Here is a 20,937-nt window from a genome sequence, read left to right as displayed (position 1 = left end):
ACTACCTTTTAAAAACGGTTTTTAGAGTGCCTATAAGGAATTGAAACTACAACGGCGAAACGCAATTGATTGTGATTTGATATGGTTTTTAGAGTGCCTATAAGGAATTGAAACAGCGCTCTGCTAACGGTGAAACAGTTTTGACATTAAGGTTTTTAGAGTGCCTATAAGGAATTGAAACTATCACTATCAGCTGGCTTCAAAAGCTTTGGCTCTCCGTTTTTAGAGTGCCTATAAGGAATTGAAACCTGATGGCTCAGGGACACCTGTTCAAGCTTTCACTGGTTTTTAGAGTGCCTATAAGGAATTGAAACCTTTTTCAAAGGTTCTATATGCGCCATAGCCAAGATAGTTTTTAGAGTGCCTATAAGGAATTGAAACTGAAAAAACTTTTTGTTGCTCTTATGTTGACTTTATCGTTTTTAGAGTGCCTATAAGGAATTGAAACATATGCCTGAACAGGTTGATTTTCTCTCTCCTGTAGTTTTTAGAGTGCCTATAAGGAATTGAAACTAATACTGTATTATATCATAATATAGGGTTATGATTAGTTTTTAGAGTGCCTATAAGGAATTGAAACTAATACATATAAGCCATATAACCAGCACCAACAATAGTTTTTAGAGTGCCTATAAGGAATTGAAACAAAAAAAGTATTGACAATGTTGCAACAATGTATATAGTTTTTAGAGTGCCTATAAGGAATTGAAACCCTTCAAAACGATACAACGCAACAGCACTACCATCACCAGTTTTTAGAGTGCCTATGAGGAATTGAAACTCAAAACTAATATAGTTCTTGCTCTCTACCGTAAATACAACTGATTATTTCCCTTGCTGTTTCCTCGACAGATTTGTTTGTGGTATCGACAATATGCCACTGTCTATTCTTTTTAACAAGGTCATACACAAACTCTAACTCTTCAAATATCCTTTTTAAATCAGTATAATTACTTGTAGTTTTATAATGTTTCATCCTTTCCATCCTTACCTTTTGCAATACCTCTGGATCCATAACAAGACAAACAATCTTTTTCTGATCTATTTCAAACAACTCTTTTGGTAATGGGATTTCAGGAACAATTGGGATATTAACCACTTTATAACCAAGTTGTGCAAGGAAAAAAGATGTGGGTGTCTTGGAAACCCTTGATAAACCTAAAATTACAATATCGGCTTCTTTTAGCCCTTTAAGATTTTTACCATCATCATGGTTTATAGTAAACTCGATAGCCTCTATCCTTTTAAAATATTTGTCATCAACCCTTCTAAGCAAATTAGGATTTTCTAAAGGCTTAGCACCAAGAAAATTTGAAAGCTTTTCTACAGGTGGTCCCAAAATATCGTGGTGTATTATCTCATAGTCATGACACAATTTATGCATATATCTTCTCAACTCTTTTTTTACGAGAGTAAATGCAACAAAAGCCTTTTGTTCTCTTGCCTGATCTAAAATACTTTCAATCTGCTCTTTTGTATTAACTTTAGAAAATATAGTCAACCTAACATTTTGCTCCTCAAACTGTATTAAACAAGCCCTCATTAAATTGATAGCACTTTGACCCGTACCATCAGAAATTATAAATATTCTTTTCAAATCATCACCTTTCTTTCCAAGAAAAACATCAATATTTTTCATCCGTTCCACCTATAAGTTTATAAAATTCTTCCTCATTTATCGTTTTTACACCTAAAGATAACGCTTTATTATATTTACTACCGGGGTCTTCTCCCACAATTACATAATCAGTTTTTTTGCTCACTGATGAAGAAACCTCACCACCAAGCTTTTCAATCAACTCAACATAATAGTTTCTAGGTTTTGATAATGTGCCAGTGATAACAAATTTTAAACCTTTCAACTTTTCACTTTTATCTTCTTTCTCACCTTCCATAGAAAACTTTAAGCCATAACTTTTTAATCTCTCAATCAATTTTAAAAAGTTTTCATCCCGCAATGTATAATAAACTGACTTAGCAATAATTTCACCAACTTCATCTATACATACTAACTCTTCAATGGTTGCTTTTTGTAAATTTTCAATATTTTTGAAATGGTTAGCAAGAATCCTTGCAGTCTTTATCCCCACATGCCTAATACCAAGTGCATACAACACTCTATCAAAACTTCTATTTTTGCTCTCTTCTATACTCTTCTTAAGATTTTCTGCAGACTTTTTACCAAACCCATCTAACAAAGCAATCTTTTCAAAATCCAAAGTATAAATATCTGCAATCGATTTCAAAAAACCTAAATCAACAAACCTCTCAACAATAGCCTCACCCAAACCTTTTATATCCATCGCATCCCTTGAGGCAAAATGTATTATGGATGCTTTCAATTTTGCACTACAATCTGGATTTAAACATACATAATATGCGTTTTCTTTTCTTACCAAGCCATTACACACAGGACATTTTTCAGGAAAAACTATTTCTTTTTCATTACCTGTTCTTTTTTCTTTAACAACTTTTATAATTTTAGGAATAATCTCACCACTTTTTTCTACAAAAACCGTATCCCCTATTTTAACATCCAATCTTTTGATTTCATCCTCATTATGCAATGTAGCTCTTTTCACAACTGACCCAGAAATATGCACAGGCTCCAATACAGCAACAGGAGTAATAATCCCCGTTCTACCCACCTGAAAAATAACATCTTTTAAAACAGTTGTTTTTAGCTCTGGCGGATATTTAAAAGCTACAGCCCATCTTGGATATTTTATCGTTTCTCCAAGCTGCTCTTGATAAGAATATTCATTTACCTTTATCACTGCCCCATCAATTTCATAATCTAACTCATCTCTCATTTTTCCTAAATTCTCTATATGAGAAATAATATCTTCAAAACTTTCTACTTTTTTTATTAATGGATTAACTTTAAAACCTAATTCTTTTAAATAGTTTAAATCATCAAAATGAGTATCATGCTTCCTTCCAATATCAACAGCATAAATAAAAATATCCAAGTTTCTCTGTGCAGCAATCCTGGGATCAAGTAGTTTTAATGTCCCTGCAGCAGCATTTCTTGGATTTGCAAAAGGCTCTAAACCATTCTTTACCCTTTCATCATTTATCCTTTCAAACTCACTTTTAGGTAAAAATACTTCACCTCTTACTACCAACTTTTCTTTTACAGCAATTTTTAAAGGGATAGATTTTATCGTTTTCACATTGTGAGTGACATCCTCGCCTGTCACTCCATCCCCTCTTGTTGCCCCTACCTTTAAAATCCCATCCTCATAGATAAGAGAAACAGCTGCTCCATCAATTTTAGGCTCCACAACAAAAGAGGGAACACTTTCAAGATTTTTCAATACTCTATTGTAAAAATCCCTTAACTCACCTTCATTGTATGTGTTATCAAGAGATAACATTATAACTTCATGTTTTACAGTTTTTAAATTTGATACTGGCGCATAACCAACTCTCTGAGTTGGAGAATAAGGTGATATAATTTCTGGATATTTACTCTCTATCTCTTTTAATCTTTTATAAAGCTGGTCATATTCATAATCAGAAATAACTGGATCATTTAAAACATAGTATCGATAATCATGATAATTTATTTCATCCACAAGCTTTTGATATTCTTTTAAAATACTCTCATCCATATTACACCTTATACCTTCTGATTATCGATCCACTATCAAAAGCTTTATCTGTCAAGATATAATACTCTTTATTTGGTTTTGTAAATTCAACCAAGCTTCCGTCAAGCTCAAAGATTTTATCAAAAACTATAGTTTCTTCTTCCATATTTCTATTTAAAATGGATAGAGCTTCATTTGCTAAAATTTTTCCTCTACTATCAAAAAACAGCTTCCCATCCTTATAATTGTTTACCACACCTAAAAAATCTGTGTTCCTTACATAGCTTGATGTTTTATAGTTCATCGAATCTCTATCAGCATTACCAAGATAAAATCCTGTAGTATATTCCCTGTTACTCACACTCATCAAAAGGTTCATCAAATAATCATAATCAGGTTCTTTCCCATTTTTTAAATCATCAATAACTTTCCTATAAACTCCTGTTACTACAGAAACATACATCACACTTTTCATTCTGCCTTCTATTTTTAAACTGTGCACACCCATATCTATCAATTCTTTTACATATTTCAATAGGCAAAGATCTTTTGAGTTATAAATATATGTACCTCTTTCATCCTCAAAGATAGGGAAATATTCACCCTCTCTTGTTTCTTCCATCAAATAATAATTCCATCTGCAAGGGTGCGTACATTCACCCCTATTTGCATCTCTGCCAGTCATATAATTGCTCAAAACACATCTACCAGAATGGGAAATACACATAGCACCGTGCACAAAGACCTCAATTTCCATATCGCAATTTTTGCAAATATACTCTATTTCACTCTTTGATAGCTCCCTTGCCAATACTACTCTGCTTGCACCTAGCTCTTTCCACATATTAACAGCGTAATAATTTGTAGTATTAGCTTGTGTGCTTATATGAACTGGCAAATCAATCTTTTCATCCTTAATCAGCTTTAAAACACCTAAATCACTTATGATAATACCATCTGGTTTTATCTCATTTAGCTGATGCAAATATTTTTTTAACTCTTCAAAGTCAAAATTTCTCGCATAAATATTTACAGTGACATACCCTTTCTTTTCTCTTTCATGGAGATACTTCAAAGCTTCTTCCATTTCTTCAAGGGAAAAATTGCCAGCTTTTGCACGCAAGCCAAAGTCTTTGCCAGAGAAATAAACTGCATCAGCACCAAAATTTATGGCTGCTTTTAATTTTTCAAAATTTCCAGCAGGACTTAACAGTTCAATACTCATAATTCAACAATAAAAGCCCATTCCCAATGGGTAGAATATTACAATTGTCTTTATATTTTGTGGTCATTTCAAAAATAAACTCTTTTAACATCTCAACAGTTTTTCTATATTTAAAAGGTATCTCACAATCTTCATCTAAAACCATACCATAAAACAGCACATCATCAAAAATTAAAAGTGCTCCATCATTTAAATGAGGTTTTAAAAGAAAAAAATACTCCAAATAATCCCTTTTTACCCCATCTATAAATACAAAATCAAATTTATCATTACACTTTTTCAAATATTCTTTAGCATTTTCACCAACAAAGGTAATATTGTCAAAATCTTTTAAGAAATCTTTCGCTTTTTCGAGTCGTTCAGGATTGTATTCAACTGTTGTAACCTCTTTCCCATATAAAGCAAGGTGAGCAGTAGCATAACCAGCACCTGTTCCAATCTCAAGAATTTTATTTGGCTTCCTTAACTTAACCATAAATTTTAAAAACTCTGCCACGCATTTCTCAACAGCTGGAATCATCTTTTCTGTTGAATATGTTTTTATCTCATCAAACTCATCTGAAGAAAATCTAGATAAAAAATTAACAACATGAGTCATCATTACCGATGATTTCACTTCACATCCCCCAAATCTATCTTTTTAGGAGTCATAGCCTCACTAATTTTAGATGCCTTTTCTGGGTCTATTTTCCCCATCTGGCTTAAAATACCGCCAGCAGCCATTGGGCTCATCCTTTTAAAAAGTTGTACTGCTTTTTCCAAATCCATCTGAGAAATAATCTTTGCTGCAGACTTAGGGTTAGCAGAAGCATAATATTTTGCCAATTTATCCAAATCCTCACTCTCAATTTTCTTTATTTCATCATACAATTTTTGTAATTTAGCTAATTTTTCATCTATTTCCTTTGATTTTTTATCTAAAATCTCTTCTAAAGCTTTTAGCTCTTCTTCTTTTTTCTTTAATTGCTCTTCTTTTAATTTCAATTCTTTCTCTTTTTCCTGTAAATGTTTAGATATTCTATTTATATCTGCAAGGTCTGTTTCAGCAAATACAGATACATTTACACTAAAAATCAAAATAATTAAAAAACTAATCCTTTTTAACATTTTTAAACCTCGTTATTACCAATTCATCTATCATTTTTAACTCTTCTTTTTTTAAAAAATTTCTGTAATCAATTATATGTTTTTCTTTTAATTTTTCCATCACTTTCTTATCATTTAGAGCTTTCACTACTTCCTCTTTTTTTAGCTCAATCTCGTTTTTTTTCTCTTCTAACCTTTTTTTAGTATTATTTATAGCACCTTCAACCCTCATTAAATACTTATCATACAAAGGTTTCATAAGTAAACTTTCATTTTTTAAATTTAAAATATCATTACTTATTCTTTTATACTCTGCTTCTAAAATAGTTAATTCATTTTCTATATTTGACAACTCCATTTTAAGCTTTTCCAATTCCTGCAACTTAATTTCATATATCCTACTTCTATGCTCAAGAACTTTTTGTAGTGGGAAATTTTTTTTCATTTAACTTATTTGATCCCAGCTAATTGAAAAAGCTGTTTTTTTGTTTCTTCAAAAGGGGAAGTTTCATCAATCTTTTGCTTTAAGAAATTATTAATCATATCAATTTTCAAAATAGCTTCATCAATTTTTTTATTACTACCTTTTACATAAGCACCTATATTTATCAAATCTTCAGCTTCTCTATATGTTGCTATTAAGTCTCTTATTCTGCCTGCTGCTTCAAAATGTTTTTCATCAACTATTTCTTTCATTAATCTACTAGCACTCATCATTACATCAATTGCAGGAAAGTGATTTTTGGCTGCCAGGTTTCTATCGAGAACTATATGTCCATCAATAATAGACCTTACTGAATCAGCAATAGGATCATTGAGATCATCACCCTCTACCAAGACTGTGTATAAACCCGTTATTGTCCCTTCCCCTTTTTTAGTCCCAGCTCGTTCAAGTAACTTTGGCAATAAAGCAAAAACTGACGGGGTATAACCTTTTGTTGTAGGTGGCTCACCTACAGTCAATCCAATTTCTCTTTGAGCCATGGCAAATCTTGTAACAGAATCCATCATAAACATCACATCTTTTCCAAGACTTCTAAAATATTCTGCAATTGTTGTTGCCACAAAAGCCCCCATCTTACGCACAAGAGGGGATTGATCGCTTGTTGCAACAACTACAACCGATTTTTTGAGCCCCTCCTCTCCAAGATCCCTTTCTATAAACTCCCTAACCTCTCTACCTCTTTCCCCTATCAATGCAATAACATTTACATCTGCACTACTATTTCTTGCAATCATTCCTAGCAATACACTTTTTCCTACACCACTTCCAGCAAAAATACCTACCCTTTGCCCTTTGCCAATCGTAATCAAAGAATCAACCGCTTTTACACCTGTTTGTATTGGATCTTTTATAATTTCCCGTTCTAAAGGTGAAGGTGGATTAGCATAAATATTTTTCATTTCATATTCAACCAAAAGCTCTTTATTATCCAGCGGTCTTCCTAATCCATCCAAAATCCTTCCTAATAGAGATTCACTGACCTTGATTACATTCCCATAAGTAACATTTCTAACAATACTTCCAGGAGCGATCCCTTCACTATCGGCATAAGGCATTAAAACAACTCTATCATCTTTAAAACCAACTATCTCAGCTAAAATACTTTTTCCACCGACACCTTCTATTTCGCATCTTGTACCAATACTTAAAAGTGGGCCATCAGCCTCAATTGTAAGACCAACAATCTTTGTAACCTTCCCAGTTACTACAACTGAATTATTAAGATTAATACTTTTAAGAAGTTTCAAGTTCTTCATAGATTGTCTTTTCAAAGTTTTTAATTAAAGTATCAATTGTAAAATCAAACTCCCCAATGTTAGTTTTTACTTTAAACCCACCTTTCAAAACTGATTCATCAGGAACTATTTCCAAATCAGAATACTCTGATTTTAATATATCTACATCTTCAGGATTAACCATTATAACGATTTTTGATGCGTTCTTAACCTTGTCAAAATGTTTCTTGAAAACAGATAAGATAAGGTCATCGTTTAGCTTCCTCTCAATACCAATGAGCTCCTTTACATAATTGATAATTAGTTTAGGTAACTCTTCATCCAAAGCAGAAATCATCTTTTTAAGCTCTTCAATATTTACAATCGCCTCGTTCACACCTTTTTTCAAAATCTCTAAATAATCTTCTCGCTGGGCTTCATAATTTTTTTTATAATTTTCCATCTTTTTTAGCCCATCTTGAAGCCCTTTTTCATACCCTTCTTCATACCCTTCTTTTCTGGCAACCTCTTTTAACTTTTCTAAATCAATATCATTATTATTTGTAGCGGTTTCATTTTTATCTGATATTGATGATTCTTTTATATCATCTAATTCATGAATTTCTTCTACAGATTTTTCAGTTTCATACTCTCTTTTTTGATCATCAGAAAATGGCTTAAAAACAAACTGAGAAACACCTTTTTTAACAGTAGTGTAAACCTTAAAATCATACTTTTCTATTTTATAATTTTCCTCAGCTCGTACTATCTTCTTTGGCATATATAACCTGATATTTTATTTCAAGTAAATTATACATATTGCTCTTCTTCACCGCCAGAAATACTTATTACGCCTTCTTCATCTAACTCTCTTACAATTTGCACAATTTCATGCTGAGCTTTCTCAACCTCTTTGAGTTTTACAGGTCCCATATACTCCATTTCTTCTTTCATTGTTTCTACAGCTCTCTTTGACATATTTGAGAAGAATTTATTTTGAAGCTCCTCATCCGCTCCTTTCAAAGCAAGAGTCAATGTATTCTTATCTGCTCTCTTTAATATCTCTTGAATAGCTGTATTATCAAGTCTTCGAATATCATCAAAAGTAAACATCATATCTCTTATTTGACTAACAAGCTCTGGAGCATCCTTTTCCAACCTTTCAAGAGTTGATTTTGATGTAGTCCTATCCATTCTATTCAATATTTCAGCAACAGCTTTAACACCACCAACATCAACTTTATAAGAACCAATGGACTCAAATCTCTCTTCGAGAGTTTTAGAAAGAGTTTTTATAACTGCAGGTGAAATATCTTGTAAATTGGCAATCCTTAATGCTACATCAGCTTTTAAATCCTCTGGAAGCTCTGATAAAGCCTCTGCTGCTTGAGATGGATCCAAATGGACTAATATCAAAGCAATAGTTTGAGGATGCTCATTTTGTATAAATTTTGCAAGCTGTTTTGGATCGATTTTAGTTAAAAATTCAAAACCAGTGGATTGCTCTAAAAGTTTTGTAAGTCTATCTATAATCTTCCTTGCTCTTTCAGGCCCCAATGATTTGGTCAAAACAGACTTGGCATAATCAAGCCCGCCTTTCGAAATAAATTTTTTAGCTAAATACATATTGTAAAACTCTTCTACAACATCATCAGCTAAAGTAGGATCTACAATTTTTGTTAAAGCTATCTCCTTAGAAATTTCAGCAACTTCTTCATCTTCAAGCTCTGCCATTATTTTACTAGATACTTCTTCTCCAAGAGTTATCAATAAAATAGCTGCCTTCTTAACTCCACTCAACTGTTCTTTTTCTTCAGCCATTTATCCACCTTTTAACCATATTTTTATCAAGTTTGCTATCATCTCTGGATCTTCATTTGCAGCTTCTTCAATCTTTTTAAGCATAACTTTAGTTTTCACTGTATCCACATCTACAGGTGCGCTTTCTTCCAATTCACTTTCTATCTCTTTTTCCAATTCCTCTAAAGTCTTAGGAAACTTTATTTCCTCACCTATACTGATATCTACAGTATCCCCTTTTCCAGTAGCACCAGCAGCAACAAAAGTACCTTCCTCTGTCTCTCTAACCGTTTCTAATCGCTTCAATATTGGTCTGACTATTAAAAGATAAAATAGTAATATAATAACCAAAGCAACAACATACTTGGCAATCATAAAAATTAAATTCATTTTTTCTTGCTTAGCATAAAATGATGAAACCTCAATATCATGAGCTGTATCAAAAGATATATTAGATACCTCAATCCTATCACCTCTTTCAGGATTAATACCCGCTGCAGACTCAATCAGTTTTTTAATTTTATCAATTTCATCAGGACTCCACTGGACATATTCGACTTTACTTTTTTTCCCTTCCTGTTTTACAACTTTCTTATCATTTAGTAAAACAGCAACGGTTATCTTTTTTAGTTCTCCTATTGGTTTTTCTTCATTAATTACTGTTTTACCAACTTCAAAGTTTTGCGTAGTTTCTGCTTTAGAATATTCAGAATTACTACCACCATTAATATTGGTAGGCTCTGCCAAATTTGACGATACTCCTGGAACACCACCAGGAGCATTTGGGCTATTTTTACTCTCTATTTCAACAGTTTGTTGTGATCTTAACACAGGATTTGGATCATATTCTTCCTTGGATATTACCTTTTTTGTAAAATCTATTTCTGCAGTAACCTTAGCTACAGCATTGTCAGGTCCAAGTACTCTTGTAAGTATGCTATTAATCTTATTTTCAAGATTTTTTTCTAGATGCTTTTGATATTCTAATTGAGTTTGGGTTAATAAAAGGGGCTCATAATCTTTTGATAAAAATTCACTTAGTAATCTTCCTTTTGTATCAATTATCTGAACATTATCAATAGTCAACCCTTTAACAGCCCCAGATACCAAAGATGCAATAGCCTTTATATTTTCCCTGCTAATATTAGCACCATTTCTAAATTTTAAGACAACAGTAGCTTTAGGAGCAGTATCCTCTGAAACAAAAATTCTTTCCTTTGGCAAAGTTAAATGAACCCTAGCATCCTCAACTTCATCAAGACTTTTAATTGTCCTAGCCAATTCCCCTTGAACTGCTCGCTGATAATTAACATTTTGAGCAAACTCAGATATCCCAAAAGATGATTTATCAAACAGTTCAAATCCAGCACTTCCTCCTGTAGGCAACCCTTTTTGTGCTAAACTCAATCTCAAATCATAAACATCTTTTTCAGGCACTAAGATGGTTTTGCCATTATTTTCAAGTTTATAAGGTACTTTACCATTTTTTAACTCTTCAACAATTTTCGCTGCATCATCAGACGATAAATTTGAGTATAATGTTTTATAGACTGGTTTGTTTGCCCAAATAACAAGTATTAAAATAGTCAAAAATACTGCAATAGTAGCGGAAATTATTGAAATTTTTTGAAATAGAGTTAAATTTTTAAAAACTGTTTTAAATTGATTAATAAAATCATTTAATGCCATTTTTCATCCATTTTATTATACCTGTGTCCTCATAATTTCTTGATATGCTTCTAATAATTTATTCCTAACCTCTAACATTAGTTTTAAAGAAACATCTGCTTTTTGTAAGGCTATCATTGTTTCATGAATATCTTTTGTCTCTCCATTCAATACCTTTTTTACAGCTTCGTCAGCTTGCAGTTGAGCATCATTGACCTCTTTTATAGCATTTTTTAACAGCTCTGAAAAATCAATATTTTTGGATTCGCTCTTTTCAGCTTTTTTGCCATTATCAAGTTTATTTGGAAGGAGAAAATTAACTTTATTTATTTCTGACATATTTACCTCACATAATTAGTATACATATATTTTATTCATCTATCAACACAAAAATTTAAGCTCTACCAATCTCTAAAGCCTTTAAAGCCAACTGTTTTGTTGTATTTAAAACTGTTAAATTCGCCTCATAACTTCTTGAAGCCTCAAGCATATTTACCATTTCTTCAATTGGGTTAATATTTGGATATGCTACATACCCTTCTTCGTTTGCATCTGGGTGTTCTGGTTCATACTTCAATATAGGAGGCTTTTCATCCTTAATTACCCTTTCTACTCTAACACCACCCTTTAACTCACCATCTAAGATATTCCTAAATATTACATCCCTCCTTTGATAAGGTGTTCCATCCTCTGTTTTTGTCGTATTTGCGTTAGCTAAATTTGATGAAACCACATTTATCCTGATTCGTTGTGCAGATAATCCTGTACTTGCAATTTTTAGAATATCGAAAAAACTCATTTAATCCTCCTATCTACCCTGTATTGAAGTTTTTAATCTTGTAAACTCATAACCAGCAATCTGGGATAACATATTATAAAGAATCCCATTTGCAGCTAACTCACTCATTTCATAATCTAAATTTACATCATTCCCATCATTTCTTACTGACATATTATTCTGGTATTTAACATAATTTGATACTGAAAAATTTTCACTATTAGCAGAAATATGTTTTTTATCTGTTACTTTTAAAGGAAGTTTTTTCCCACTTTTCATTACATTTTGCATAACTTCTTTAAAATCTAACTTTTTGGCTTTATAAAAAGGGGTATCCACATTTGCTATATTTTCAGAAATAACCTTATTCTTATAGGAAGTTACATCTAATGCATAAGATAGCTTATCAATATTAACAGCCTTAAATAGATCCATCTAAACCTCCTTATTTATACATATATATAACAAACTCCATGCCATTTTATAACAAAACCATAACACCCACTTTCTAAAATCTATTTGAACATATATTTTTTAGAACTCTCGACTAAAACATTTGTTTAAAATTTAAGCATTCAACAAATCCTAGTATTAAACAAATATTAGCAACTAATATTAGTCTACTAAAACTCAAAACAAAGCCTTACATGTACATAAACTAACAATAAATTGTATACTGTAAATTATTACTAAAAAATAGTTATGTTTAAATAATCATATTTTAAGATAGTTTACAATAATATTGACAATTTATAAACAATATACTATTTACTATTTATTAATTTATAAAATTGTTTTAAGAAAGGAGGTGAAAAAGATGATAGAAGCACACAATAATGTTTTAAAGTCTGAAAAGTTTAAAAACTTGATAAGGAAGCGCTGGACTTTTAGCTATTTTATGCTTTTAGTCTTATTTTTAATTTATTATGGTTACATCTTTCTTATAGCTCTCAACAAAGAATTTATGGCAAAAAAAGTAGGAGTTTACACTAATGTTGGTATCATAATGGCAGTTGGAGTTATCTTTGCTGCTTGGATTTTAACTTATATCTATGTTATTTGGGCAAATAACGTTTATGACAAAGAAGTAGAAGAATTAAAAAAGGGATTGGAGTAGGAGGAGGATTCTAATATGGATTATAAATTTGGCGAACCTAATATTATAGCAATTATTTCTTTTATACTAGTAGTTATTTTTACAATGATTATCGTTTGGTTTGCATCTAGGAAACAACAGCAATCAGCAAACAATTATTATACTGCAGGCGGTGGTATTACTGGCTTCCAAAATGGTCTTGCTTTAGCAGGGGATTATATGTCAGCTGCTTCTTTTTTAGGGATTTCAGGTCTTGTTGCTCTCAAAGGGTATGACGGAATGATTTATGCTGTTGGTTGGTTAGTTGGTTGGCCAGCACTTATGTTTTTAATAGCTGAACCTTTAAGAAATCTCGGTAAATATAGTTTTGCTGATGTTGTTGCTTACAGATTAAAACAAGGACCAATTAGAACAGCCTCAGCTATTAGTGGATTAATGGTTCTTGTTTGCTATACTACTGCACAAATGGTAGGTTCTGGAAAACTAATCGAGCTTTTGTTTGGTATACCTTATATCTGGGCTGAAATCATTGTTGGTGTTGTAATGCTAATCTATGTAGTTCTTGGTGGTATGCTCGCTACAACATGGGTACAGATAATTAAAGCTTGTTTGTTACTATTTGGTGTTACTCTTTTAACATTATTAACTTTAGCAAAATTCGGTTTTAATCCTGGGAATTTATATGGTGCTGTACAAACTAAATACGGTGTAGAAATGTTAAACCCTGGTGGATTAGTTAAAGGACCAGTTGAAGCATTGTCTCTGGGATTAGCACTAATGCTTGGATTACTAGGGTTGCCACATATTTTAATGAGATTCTTTACAGTGCCAAACGCTAAAGAAGCAAGAAAATCTGTAGTTTATGCTACTACATTTATAGGTTATTTTTACCTCATAATTCCTATTGTTGGTTTCGGAGCTGCTGTACTTGTAGGCAAGGCAGCCATTACATCAATTGGTAAAGGTGGTAATATGGCTGCTCCTATGCTAGCACTATTGCTTGGAGGAACCCCATTCTTAGGATTTATCGCAGCAGTTGCTTTTGCAACAATATTAGCTGTTGTTGCAGGTTTAACTCTTGCTGCTTCTGCTGCACTTGCAAACGATCTATATGTTAGCACATTTAAAAAGGGGAATGTTACTGAAGAAGGCAGACTTAAAGCTGCAAGAGTAGCAACTATAATTTATGGTTTAACTTCTATACTGTTAGGTATTGCTTTCCAAAAACAAAATGTTGCATTTATGGTTGCTTTAGCTTTCTCTATTGCTGCTAGTGCTAACTTTCCAAGCTTATTTTTATCTATCGTTTGGAAAAAATTAAGCACTACTGGCGCAGTATTATCAATTCTTGCTGGAGGATTAACTGCCACTATACTGATTATTTTAAGTCCAACAGTATGGGTTGACTTATTACATAACCCTGCACCAATTTTCCCTTATAAGTTCCCTACAATTGTTTCTTTACCAATTGCATTTTTAGCAGCATGGTTTGGTTCAAAAATCGCACCTGATAAAAATGCAGAGAAAATTTTCGAAGAACAAAAAATCAGAACATATCTTGGTGTAGGTATTTCAGAAGCAAGTGATCATTAAAAAAGGGAGAGGAAATCTCTCCCTTTATCTTTTTATAGATATTAGTAGATTACAGGAAATATACCTCTTTTTCAATTCTTACTCAAAATTCTTGTACAATACCTATTCAGTTACTACTAAAATTATTAATTAAGAATATGGTAAAACTGTTTTGCCATTGGGCAAATTTTAATAAAGCAGTAAGATACCCCCTCATTAAGCTTTCTCTTTAACCAATAATACCGAACAGGCAGCTCTTCTAACAACTTTTTCTGTAGTACTACCATAAAAGAATTTTTCGATCCCACTTCTACCATGTGAAGCAATAACAACTAAGTCGAAGTCTTCTTCTTCAGTCAGTCTAACTATTACATCATAGGGGATTCCAAAAACAACCCTTTTTTCAATATCGATACTTTTCCCTGAACCAACTTTAGCAATCAGTTCATTTAATTGATTTTCAGCATGTGTTTTAATATCATCATTAATTTTTTCTAATTGCTCCTTAGACAAATACATATTCAAAAGCTCATCTTCTTTCTTTTCAACCACATGCAACAAAACAATTTTTGACCCCACATTTTCCGCGATTTCAAGAGCCTTTGCCAAACAGATCTCACTTCTATCTGAAAAATCTACTGGTACTAAAATCTTCTTTGGCTTAAACATAATTTACCCCCTTTATTTTTTTATTGCCTTTTGAGCACAAACTAAAACAGGATCCCAAACAGGAGCAAATGGAGGAGAATATGATAAGTCTAACCATGCAAAATCATCTATTGTCATTTTATTTGAGATTGCAGTGGCAATAATATCAACTCTTTTTGCTACAACATCCTCTCCAACCATTTGAGAACCAAGAATTTTTCTATCATCTTTATCATGATAAATAACAACAGTCATTTTACCACCACCAGGATAAGCACCTCTCGTGCGAGTTGTTACAACTGTTTTTTCATAATCAATACCCAATTCATCCATTTGAAATTCGCTCAAACCTGTAGTAGCCACGGTATATTCAAACAGTTTAAAAGTAGCTGTTTGAACAATACCATAAAATTTCATTTTATTTCCATGCACTATGTTGTATGCAGCCACTCTACCCTGCTTATTCGCAGTTGTTCCAAGTGGAAAATACACATTGTCATCGATAATCCTATTATATACAAGTGTTACATCACCAACTGCATATACCCCTTTTTGTGAAGTCTGCATATATCTATCAGTAATAATTGCACCTTTTACCCCTTTATCCACATCAAAAAGATCACTATTGGGAGTTACACCAGCTGAAACAATAAACATATCAGCTTTAAAGTCGCCAATATTTGTTTTCACTTTACCAACATCTTTTTCTGTTATATCAACATTTAAATATAACTGAACACCTTTCTCATTTAATTTTTTATAAACCTTTTCTCTAATCTCATCGCAAAATTGAGGTAAGATTTTATCCATCTTCTCTAAAATAAAGACTTCCTTGCCTTGCTCTCTTAAAACCTCTGCAACCTCTAAATTTACATAACCAGCGCCTATTAAACAAACTTTATTGACTTTATTATTTTTAATAAAATCTTTTACCCTTCTTAAATCATCTAATGTCTTAAAATAAAAGCTATCTTTTTGGTCATTAAAAATCGAAATTCTATTTGCTCTTGCACCAGTAGCAATAACTAAAATATCATAATTTTCAATAAACTCTCCATCTTCATTTCTAACTTTTACATACTTTTCTTTTAAATCTGCTTCTATGACTTCATGATTTAATCTATAATCAATACCCCTATTTTTTACTATCTCATCAAAACTTAAAGCATAAAGTTTTTCTACTGGTCTATCTAAATCAATTAAATTATAGGGCATTCCACAAGCTCCATAAGAAACATCTTTCCCTTTTTCAAAAACCACTACATCTATTTCTTTATTCATCCGTTTTATATTGCTTGCACATGTAAGACCACCAGCAATACCACCAACAATCACAACTTTCATAACTATCTCCTATTTATAATATTCTAAGATATAATAAAAATTATTTTTTACAATACTGGAGATAGTGTTCGGCAAACACCTTCGAATACTTTTACCATAAAATTTCTTTTTGAAACATCCTCAAAGAAAATCTCTTTAGATAATGAGTGATAATACTTGAAAAGTTTATTAACTTCATAAGCAAATTCACTGGAGTAAACTATAACATTAAGCTCAAAATTAAGCCTAAAACTTCTAATATCAAGATTTGCTGAGCCAACTGTAACCCATTGATCATCCACCTTAATAATTTTTGCATGGATCATTACATCTTTCATTTCAAAAATTTTCACACCAGCAAGAAGCAGCTCTTCATAATAAGATTTCCCAGCCATCGCGACCATAGGGTGATTATTTTTACCTGGCAAAATAATTTTTACATCAACCCCTCTTTTTGCAGCATTTTTTAAAGATTCCATAATTGGAGCATCAGGGACTAGATAAGGGGTAACTATTTCAATAGAGTGTTCTGCTTTATTAAATACTGTAAAAAGAGTATCATAAATATATGGGGATTCTTGATCAGGACCAGATGGTATGATATGTACCGTAGCATCACCAGCTTCTGCTTCTCTTTTTTTAAGAAAAGGTGTAATATCTTCACCTGTCGTAAAATACCAATCTTCAGCAAAAACTTCCTCTACAAAGCCAACTCCATTCCCTTTAAATTTTATATGAGCATCATACCATTTTTGCTTATTAAATAAGTCGCCTATATATTCATTGCCTATATTAATCCCACCAGTATAACAAACTTCACCATCAATAATAGCAATCTTTCTATGGTTTCTAAAATTTACCCTTGAGAAAGTTTTTAAATTCAATGGAGATAAAAAAGCGGCACATTTACCACCAGCTTCCTTTAATGGATTTAAAATTTTTCTCAAAGATAGCCCTATAGCACCAATTCCATCATAAAGTAAATATACCTTTACACCTTCTCTAGCCTTTTTGGTAAGTAATTTAATTAAGAATCTTCCTACATCATCTTGTCTAAAAACATAATATTCTAATAATATGTAATGTTTGGCTTTATTAATGTCCTGAAAAAGTTTTGAATATTTTTCGATGGCACTAGGTAGCAATTCCAGTTCCTTTACTAAAAAAGGTTCAAGATTAGTAACTTTTTCTACCAATTTTCCAAATTTATTTTTTTCATATTCTAAAATACAACTATGATATTGTGTTAAATGAATTTTTTTTGATTCTCTAATTTTCTTCTCGACAATTCTTTTTAATTTATAATTACCAAATATTAAATAAGCTATTGCTCCCAAATATGGGAAAAAAATGACAAAAAGTAGCCATGCCAGTGTTGCTCTAGCTTCTTTTCTACCAGAAAGGATTATTAAAACAAAAGTCATTGTTATTATTATATTTGTGTATTGGAAAAATAATTCAAAAAATATTTTCATTATAATTTTTTCCCTGATATAATTTATTCTCTTTTAAGTAATAATTTAATTTTTCTAAAAATTTAAGTTTATTTTCTGGCCATGAAGGTGCCACTAAATATTTCTCATCTGCATCACCGACTAATCTTGCAATAACAGTGGATTTTGGTAATAAGCTTATACTTTCTGCTAAAATTTCGATATAGTCATCCTCATTTAAAAGTTTTATTTTTCCTTCTATATAGTCTCTATGCATCTTTGTATCTTTCACAATGTGTAAATGATGAAATTTTACAAATTCAACTTTAGACTTTGCTAAATATTTTACTGTTTCCAACATCATATTCTTGTCTTCACCAGGTAATCCTAAAATAATATGTGCACATACTGGCAATTGATATTTTCTTGTTAACTTCAATGCATAATCAAACTCTTCAAAAGTACTCCCTCTATTAATAAGTTTTAAAGTTTGATTATGTATAGATTGAAGCCCATACTCTAAGACAATATCTATCTTAGATGATAATTCATTAAAAAATCTAATTTTTTCTTCATCTATACAATCTGGTCTTGTCCCAATATATATAGCTACAATTCTTTCATCCACAAGACTTGCCATTATCTTCTTTTTAATAATATTTAAAGGAGCATAGGTATTAGAATATGTTTGGTAATAAACAATAAATTTTTTTATCTTTCTTTTTTCAAGATGTTTTATTCTATTTTTTATCTGATTTGAAATCTCATCTTCTGAGACATTTGAAAACGAATCTACATTGCAGTAGGTACACCCACCAACCCCTTTAAGTCCATCTCTATTTGGACATGTAAATCCAGCATCAATACTAATTTTCCAAACTTTGCAACCATATCTTTCCTTTAAATATTGATTAAAAGAGTTATACATTTTATCCTAACGCATTATCAAGAATTAACATTACAATAAAACCTAATACTATTCCAAAAGTAGCTAACCTTTCATACCCACCTTTATGAGTCTCAGGAATGATCTCATCACTAATTACAAAAAACATTGCTCCAGCTGCAAAAGATAGAAAGAAAGGCAACATTGGTAACATAATAGAAACAATAGCAGCACCAAGTAATCCACCTATTGGCTCAACAATACCAGATAAAAACGCTATACCTGTGCCATAACGCACAGATTTCCCTTCAGAAATTAAAGCAGCAGCAACTGCCAAACCCTCAGGTATATTTTGCAAACCTATTGCAGTTGCGATAGTAATACCATCATCAATGTTACCACTACCAAATGATACACCAACTGCCATACCCTCAGGAAAATTATGAAGTGTAATAGCTAAAACAAAAAGCCATATCTTTCTCATTTTCGAAGGTGGCCCTTCATACCCAGTTTCAGTATGATAATGTGGAATTATTTTATCCATTCTATCCAAAAATAAAGCTCCCAAAGCAAATCCAATAACCGAAATCAAAATACCACCCATATCCATTGCAGGGATTAATAAACTAAAGATAGTTGCAGCAAGCATTATTCCAGCAGAAATACCAAGTAAAAAATCAAGAGCACCTCTTGATGGCTTCTTATAAAAAAATAACGGAACTGCACCTAAAGTGGTTGCCAAACCTGCTAGTAAACTACCTAATAAACCCAGAGTTATTGTTGACATAAATTTACCCTCCCATTATCACTAAAGTAAAATAAACAATTTAATTACATTTTACAATAACTCTATTAGATTTTTTTAAACAAAAACTTCTTGATAAAAATATCTGTAAAATTTATAGTCATTTTACAAAGTCAATTAGGAGGTTATTATGCCTATAAATAAAGAACTTTTAGAAATTTTAGCTTGCCCAAAATGTAGAGGTGATATCAGATTAAGTAAAGATGAAAAATTTATTGTTTGTGATAATTGTAAACTGTTATATGAAATAAGAGAAGATATCCCTGTTATGCTTATAGACGAAGCAAAAGAGGTTGAAAATACAGATGAATATTAATTTAGAAAAACTAATAAACTATGTAAATAATTTTAGTAAACTCAATATCTTAGTAATTGGCGACTTGATGCTTGATGTATTTATTTATGGAACTGTTGATAGAATTTCTCCAGAAGCACCTGTGCCAGTGGTAGAAATAAATAAAGAGGTAATGATGCCTGGAGGAGCAGCTAATGTAGCTGCAAACCTAAAAACTTTAGGTGTAAATCCAATACTTGCTGGCATAATTGGAGATGATAACAATGGCAAAATTCTAAAAGAACTTCTGAATGATATAGGAATTCATGAGTCATTTATACTAAATGATGGTAGAATAACATCTACAAAAACAAGGATTATAGCACATAGTCAGCAAGTAGTTAGAATAGACAAAGAAGAAAAACATAATATTAAGAAAAAGGATATCGACAAGTTATTAAATTATATTGATGAAATTGAAAATAGGATAGATGCCATAATTATATCCGATTATGGAAAAGGGATGATAACTAAATACCTAATTGAACAGTTAGTTACTAAATATAACAGTAAAATTATAACAGTAGATCCAAAAATAGAAAATTTTTATTATTATAAAAATGTTACTTCATTGACACCAAATAATAAAGAAGCTTCTATGGCAACAAATATTAAAATTAAAGATACAGACTCGTTAATAAAATGCGGTAAAAATATTTTAGAAAAGCTCAATAGTAAGTCGTTGGTTATTACAAGGGGTGAAGAAGGGATGACAGTTTTTACCCCTAACTCCATTACACATATACCAGCTGTTGCAAAAGAGGTTTACGATGTTACAGGAGCTGGAGACACAGTAATTAGTGTATTCACATCTGCTTTGGCAGTAGGCGCTGACTATGTAGAAGCAGCAATTATAGCAAACGCAGCAGCTGGAATAGTTGTAGGCAAAGTAGGAACAGCTACTACAACTAAAGAAGAACTTTTAGAAAATCTACCCACATTAATCAAGTATACAATGGAGAAGTAAA

Annotated in this window: 22 protein-coding genes and 1 CRISPR repeat array (1 of these 23 running past the window's edge); of the genes, 4 read left to right on the top strand and 18 right to left on the bottom strand. The window is 31.7% G+C overall.

Annotated elements, in window-relative coordinates:
- A CRISPR array of direct repeats spans positions 1–781; the repeat unit is 30 nt; unit sequence GTTTTTAGAGTGCCTATAAGGAATTGAAAC (it extends 2,186 nt beyond the left edge of the window).
- 6 nt (positions 782–787) lie between these two features.
- From OWM07_RS00860 to flgB, 13 genes are read right to left on the bottom strand one after another with little or no spacing between them, the layout of a single operon-like run.
- Entirely contained in the window at positions 788–1,639 is an 852-nt protein-coding gene (locus OWM07_RS00860) for a pyruvate, water dikinase regulatory protein (RefSeq protein ID WP_423301780.1), read from the bottom strand.
- Entirely contained in the window at positions 1,626–3,617 is a 1,992-nt protein-coding gene (gene ligA, locus OWM07_RS00855) for an NAD-dependent DNA ligase LigA (RefSeq protein ID WP_423301779.1), read from the bottom strand. The genes OWM07_RS00860 and ligA overlap by 14 nt, the downstream gene beginning before the upstream one ends.
- A gap of 1 nt (position 3,618) precedes the next feature.
- Complete coding sequence (locus OWM07_RS00850) at positions 3,619–4,821, bottom strand: peptidase U32 family protein (protein ID WP_423301778.1); 1,203 nt, start codon at positions 4,819–4,821, stop codon at positions 3,619–3,621.
- Positions 4,811–5,437, bottom strand: coding sequence for an O-methyltransferase (locus OWM07_RS00845; RefSeq protein ID WP_423301777.1), 627 nt, complete (start codon positions 5,435–5,437; stop codon positions 4,811–4,813). The genes OWM07_RS00850 and OWM07_RS00845 overlap by 11 nt, the downstream gene beginning before the upstream one ends.
- Complete coding sequence (locus OWM07_RS00840; protein WP_423301776.1) at positions 5,434–5,928, bottom strand: MotE family protein; 495 nt, start codon at positions 5,926–5,928, stop codon at positions 5,434–5,436. The genes OWM07_RS00845 and OWM07_RS00840 overlap by 4 nt, the downstream gene beginning before the upstream one ends.
- Entirely contained in the window at positions 5,912–6,352 is a 441-nt protein-coding gene (gene fliJ / locus OWM07_RS00835) for a flagellar export protein FliJ (RefSeq protein ID WP_423301775.1), read from the bottom strand. Before fliJ ends, OWM07_RS00840 begins: the two co-directional genes overlap by 17 nt.
- Positions 6,353–6,357: 5 nt before the next feature.
- On the bottom strand, positions 6,358–7,668 hold the full coding sequence (fliI, locus tag OWM07_RS00830) for a flagellar protein export ATPase FliI (protein ID WP_423301774.1): 1,311 nt from the start codon (positions 7,666–7,668) through the stop codon (positions 6,358–6,360).
- Positions 7,646–8,407 (bottom strand): FliH/SctL family protein, encoded by a 762-nt coding sequence (locus OWM07_RS00825; RefSeq protein WP_423301773.1) that lies wholly within the window; start codon positions 8,405–8,407, stop codon positions 7,646–7,648. The genes fliI and OWM07_RS00825 overlap by 23 nt, the downstream gene beginning before the upstream one ends.
- A gap of 29 nt (positions 8,408–8,436) precedes the next feature.
- On the bottom strand, positions 8,437–9,447 hold the full coding sequence (gene fliG, locus OWM07_RS00820; protein ID WP_423301772.1) for a flagellar motor switch protein FliG: 1,011 nt from the start codon (positions 9,445–9,447) through the stop codon (positions 8,437–8,439).
- Positions 9,448–11,115, bottom strand: a complete 1,668-nt coding sequence (gene fliF, locus OWM07_RS00815) for a flagellar basal-body MS-ring/collar protein FliF (RefSeq protein ID WP_423301771.1) — start codon at positions 11,113–11,115, stop codon at positions 9,448–9,450. It abuts the gene before it with no gap.
- 15 nt (positions 11,116–11,130) lie between these two features.
- Complete coding sequence (gene fliE / locus OWM07_RS00810; RefSeq protein ID WP_423301770.1) at positions 11,131–11,433, bottom strand: flagellar hook-basal body complex protein FliE; 303 nt, start codon at positions 11,431–11,433, stop codon at positions 11,131–11,133.
- Positions 11,434–11,488: 55 nt separating this feature from the next.
- The gene (gene flgC, locus OWM07_RS00805) at positions 11,489–11,893 is read right to left on the bottom strand and encodes a flagellar basal body rod protein FlgC (RefSeq protein ID WP_423301769.1); all 405 of its coding nucleotides are present in this window, start codon (positions 11,891–11,893) and stop codon (positions 11,489–11,491) included.
- A 9-nt stretch (positions 11,894–11,902) separates the two neighbouring features.
- Positions 11,903–12,307: a flagellar basal body rod protein FlgB gene (flgB, locus tag OWM07_RS00800; protein ID WP_423301768.1), complete on the bottom strand. Its 405-nt coding sequence runs from the start codon at positions 12,305–12,307 to the stop codon at positions 11,903–11,905.
- 382 nt (positions 12,308–12,689) lie between these two features.
- On the opposite strand from flgB, the gene OWM07_RS00795 reads away from it, so the two are divergent.
- Positions 12,690–12,989, top strand: coding sequence for a DUF485 domain-containing protein (locus OWM07_RS00795; protein WP_423301767.1), 300 nt, complete (start codon positions 12,690–12,692; stop codon positions 12,987–12,989).
- 15 nt (positions 12,990–13,004) lie between these two features.
- Positions 13,005–14,561: a sodium:solute symporter family transporter gene (locus tag OWM07_RS00790; RefSeq protein ID WP_423301766.1), complete on the top strand. Its 1,557-nt coding sequence runs from the start codon at positions 13,005–13,007 to the stop codon at positions 14,559–14,561.
- A gap of 195 nt (positions 14,562–14,756) precedes the next feature.
- Here the strand turns inward: OWM07_RS00790 and OWM07_RS00785 are convergent, their stop codons facing one another.
- From OWM07_RS00785 to OWM07_RS00765, 5 genes are read right to left on the bottom strand one after another with little or no spacing between them, the layout of a single operon-like run.
- The gene (locus OWM07_RS00785; protein WP_423301765.1) at positions 14,757–15,209 is read right to left on the bottom strand and encodes a universal stress protein; all 453 of its coding nucleotides are present in this window, start codon (positions 15,207–15,209) and stop codon (positions 14,757–14,759) included.
- A 12-nt stretch (positions 15,210–15,221) separates the two neighbouring features.
- On the bottom strand, positions 15,222–16,532 hold the full coding sequence (locus tag OWM07_RS00780; protein ID WP_423301764.1) for an FAD-dependent oxidoreductase: 1,311 nt from the start codon (positions 16,530–16,532) through the stop codon (positions 15,222–15,224).
- 47 nt (positions 16,533–16,579) lie between these two features.
- Positions 16,580–17,986, bottom strand: a complete 1,407-nt coding sequence (cls, locus tag OWM07_RS00775; RefSeq protein WP_423301763.1) for a cardiolipin synthase — start codon at positions 17,984–17,986, stop codon at positions 16,580–16,582.
- Complete coding sequence (gene mnmL / locus OWM07_RS00770; RefSeq protein WP_423301762.1) at positions 17,970–18,872, bottom strand: tRNA modification radical SAM protein MnmL/YtqA; 903 nt, start codon at positions 18,870–18,872, stop codon at positions 17,970–17,972. The genes cls and mnmL overlap by 17 nt, the downstream gene beginning before the upstream one ends.
- Position 18,873: 1 nt before the next feature.
- Positions 18,874–19,617 carry a ZIP family metal transporter gene (locus tag OWM07_RS00765; RefSeq protein ID WP_423301761.1) on the bottom strand — a complete coding sequence of 248 codons (744 nt, stop codon included), beginning with the start codon at positions 19,615–19,617 and terminating at the stop codon, positions 18,874–18,876.
- A 148-nt stretch (positions 19,618–19,765) separates the two neighbouring features.
- On the opposite strand from OWM07_RS00765, the gene OWM07_RS00760 reads away from it, so the two are divergent.
- Positions 19,766–19,951 (top strand): Trm112 family protein, encoded by a 186-nt coding sequence (locus OWM07_RS00760; RefSeq protein ID WP_423301760.1) that lies wholly within the window; start codon positions 19,766–19,768, stop codon positions 19,949–19,951.
- Positions 19,941–20,936 (top strand): D-glycero-beta-D-manno-heptose-7-phosphate kinase, encoded by a 996-nt coding sequence (gene rfaE1 / locus OWM07_RS00755; protein ID WP_423301759.1) that lies wholly within the window; start codon positions 19,941–19,943, stop codon positions 20,934–20,936. The genes OWM07_RS00760 and rfaE1 overlap by 11 nt, the downstream gene beginning before the upstream one ends.
- Position 20,937 lies beyond the last annotated feature (1 nt).

The sequence above is a fragment of the Deferribacter thermophilus genome (genome assembly GCF_049472675.1).
Taxonomy (GTDB): domain Bacteria; phylum Chrysiogenota; class Deferribacteres; order Deferribacterales; family Deferribacteraceae; genus Deferribacter; species Deferribacter thermophilus.
The sequence above is the reverse complement of the archived record's forward strand: the minus strand, read 5'-3'. Positions and strand labels throughout refer to the sequence as shown.

Excerpts from the sequence above, each read along its gene's own strand:
- OWM07_RS00860 (WP_423301780.1), bottom strand. The coding sequence starts at position 1,639 with ATGAAAAATATTGATGTTTTTCTTGGAAAGAAAGGTGATGATTTGAAA.
- ligA (WP_423301779.1), bottom strand. The coding sequence starts at position 3,617 with ATGGATGAGAGTATTTTAAAAGAATATCAAAAGCTTGTGGATGAAATA.
- OWM07_RS00850 (WP_423301778.1), bottom strand. The coding sequence starts at position 4,821 with ATGAGTATTGAACTGTTAAGTCCTGCTGGAAATTTTGAAAAATTAAAA.
- OWM07_RS00840 (WP_423301776.1), bottom strand. The coding sequence starts at position 5,928 with ATGTTAAAAAGGATTAGTTTTTTAATTATTTTGATTTTTAGTGTAAAT.
- fliJ (WP_423301775.1), bottom strand. The coding sequence starts at position 6,352 with ATGAAAAAAAATTTCCCACTACAAAAAGTTCTTGAGCATAGAAGTAGG.
- fliI (WP_423301774.1), bottom strand. The coding sequence starts at position 7,668 with ATGAAGAACTTGAAACTTCTTAAAAGTATTAATCTTAATAATTCAGTT.
- OWM07_RS00825 (WP_423301773.1), bottom strand. The coding sequence starts at position 8,407 with ATGCCAAAGAAGATAGTACGAGCTGAGGAAAATTATAAAATAGAAAAG.
- fliG (WP_423301772.1), bottom strand. The coding sequence starts at position 9,447 with ATGGCTGAAGAAAAAGAACAGTTGAGTGGAGTTAAGAAGGCAGCTATT.
- fliF (WP_423301771.1), bottom strand. The coding sequence starts at position 11,115 with ATGGCATTAAATGATTTTATTAATCAATTTAAAACAGTTTTTAAAAAT.
- fliE (WP_423301770.1), bottom strand. The coding sequence starts at position 11,433 with ATGTCAGAAATAAATAAAGTTAATTTTCTCCTTCCAAATAAACTTGAT.
- flgC (WP_423301769.1), bottom strand. The coding sequence starts at position 11,893 with ATGAGTTTTTTCGATATTCTAAAAATTGCAAGTACAGGATTATCTGCA.
- flgB (WP_423301768.1), bottom strand. The coding sequence starts at position 12,307 with ATGGATCTATTTAAGGCTGTTAATATTGATAAGCTATCTTATGCATTA.
- OWM07_RS00795 (WP_423301767.1), top strand. The coding sequence starts at position 12,690 with ATGATAGAAGCACACAATAATGTTTTAAAGTCTGAAAAGTTTAAAAAC.
- OWM07_RS00790 (WP_423301766.1), top strand. The coding sequence starts at position 13,005 with ATGGATTATAAATTTGGCGAACCTAATATTATAGCAATTATTTCTTTT.
- OWM07_RS00785 (WP_423301765.1), bottom strand. The coding sequence starts at position 15,209 with ATGTTTAAGCCAAAGAAGATTTTAGTACCAGTAGATTTTTCAGATAGA.
- OWM07_RS00780 (WP_423301764.1), bottom strand. The coding sequence starts at position 16,532 with ATGAAAGTTGTGATTGTTGGTGGTATTGCTGGTGGTCTTACATGTGCA.
- cls (WP_423301763.1), bottom strand. The coding sequence starts at position 17,986 with ATGAAAATATTTTTTGAATTATTTTTCCAATACACAAATATAATAATA.
- mnmL (WP_423301762.1), bottom strand. The coding sequence starts at position 18,872 with ATGTATAACTCTTTTAATCAATATTTAAAGGAAAGATATGGTTGCAAA.
- OWM07_RS00765 (WP_423301761.1), bottom strand. The coding sequence starts at position 19,617 with ATGTCAACAATAACTCTGGGTTTATTAGGTAGTTTACTAGCAGGTTTG.
- OWM07_RS00760 (WP_423301760.1), top strand. The coding sequence starts at position 19,766 with ATGCCTATAAATAAAGAACTTTTAGAAATTTTAGCTTGCCCAAAATGT.
- rfaE1 (WP_423301759.1), top strand. The coding sequence starts at position 19,941 with ATGAATATTAATTTAGAAAAACTAATAAACTATGTAAATAATTTTAGT.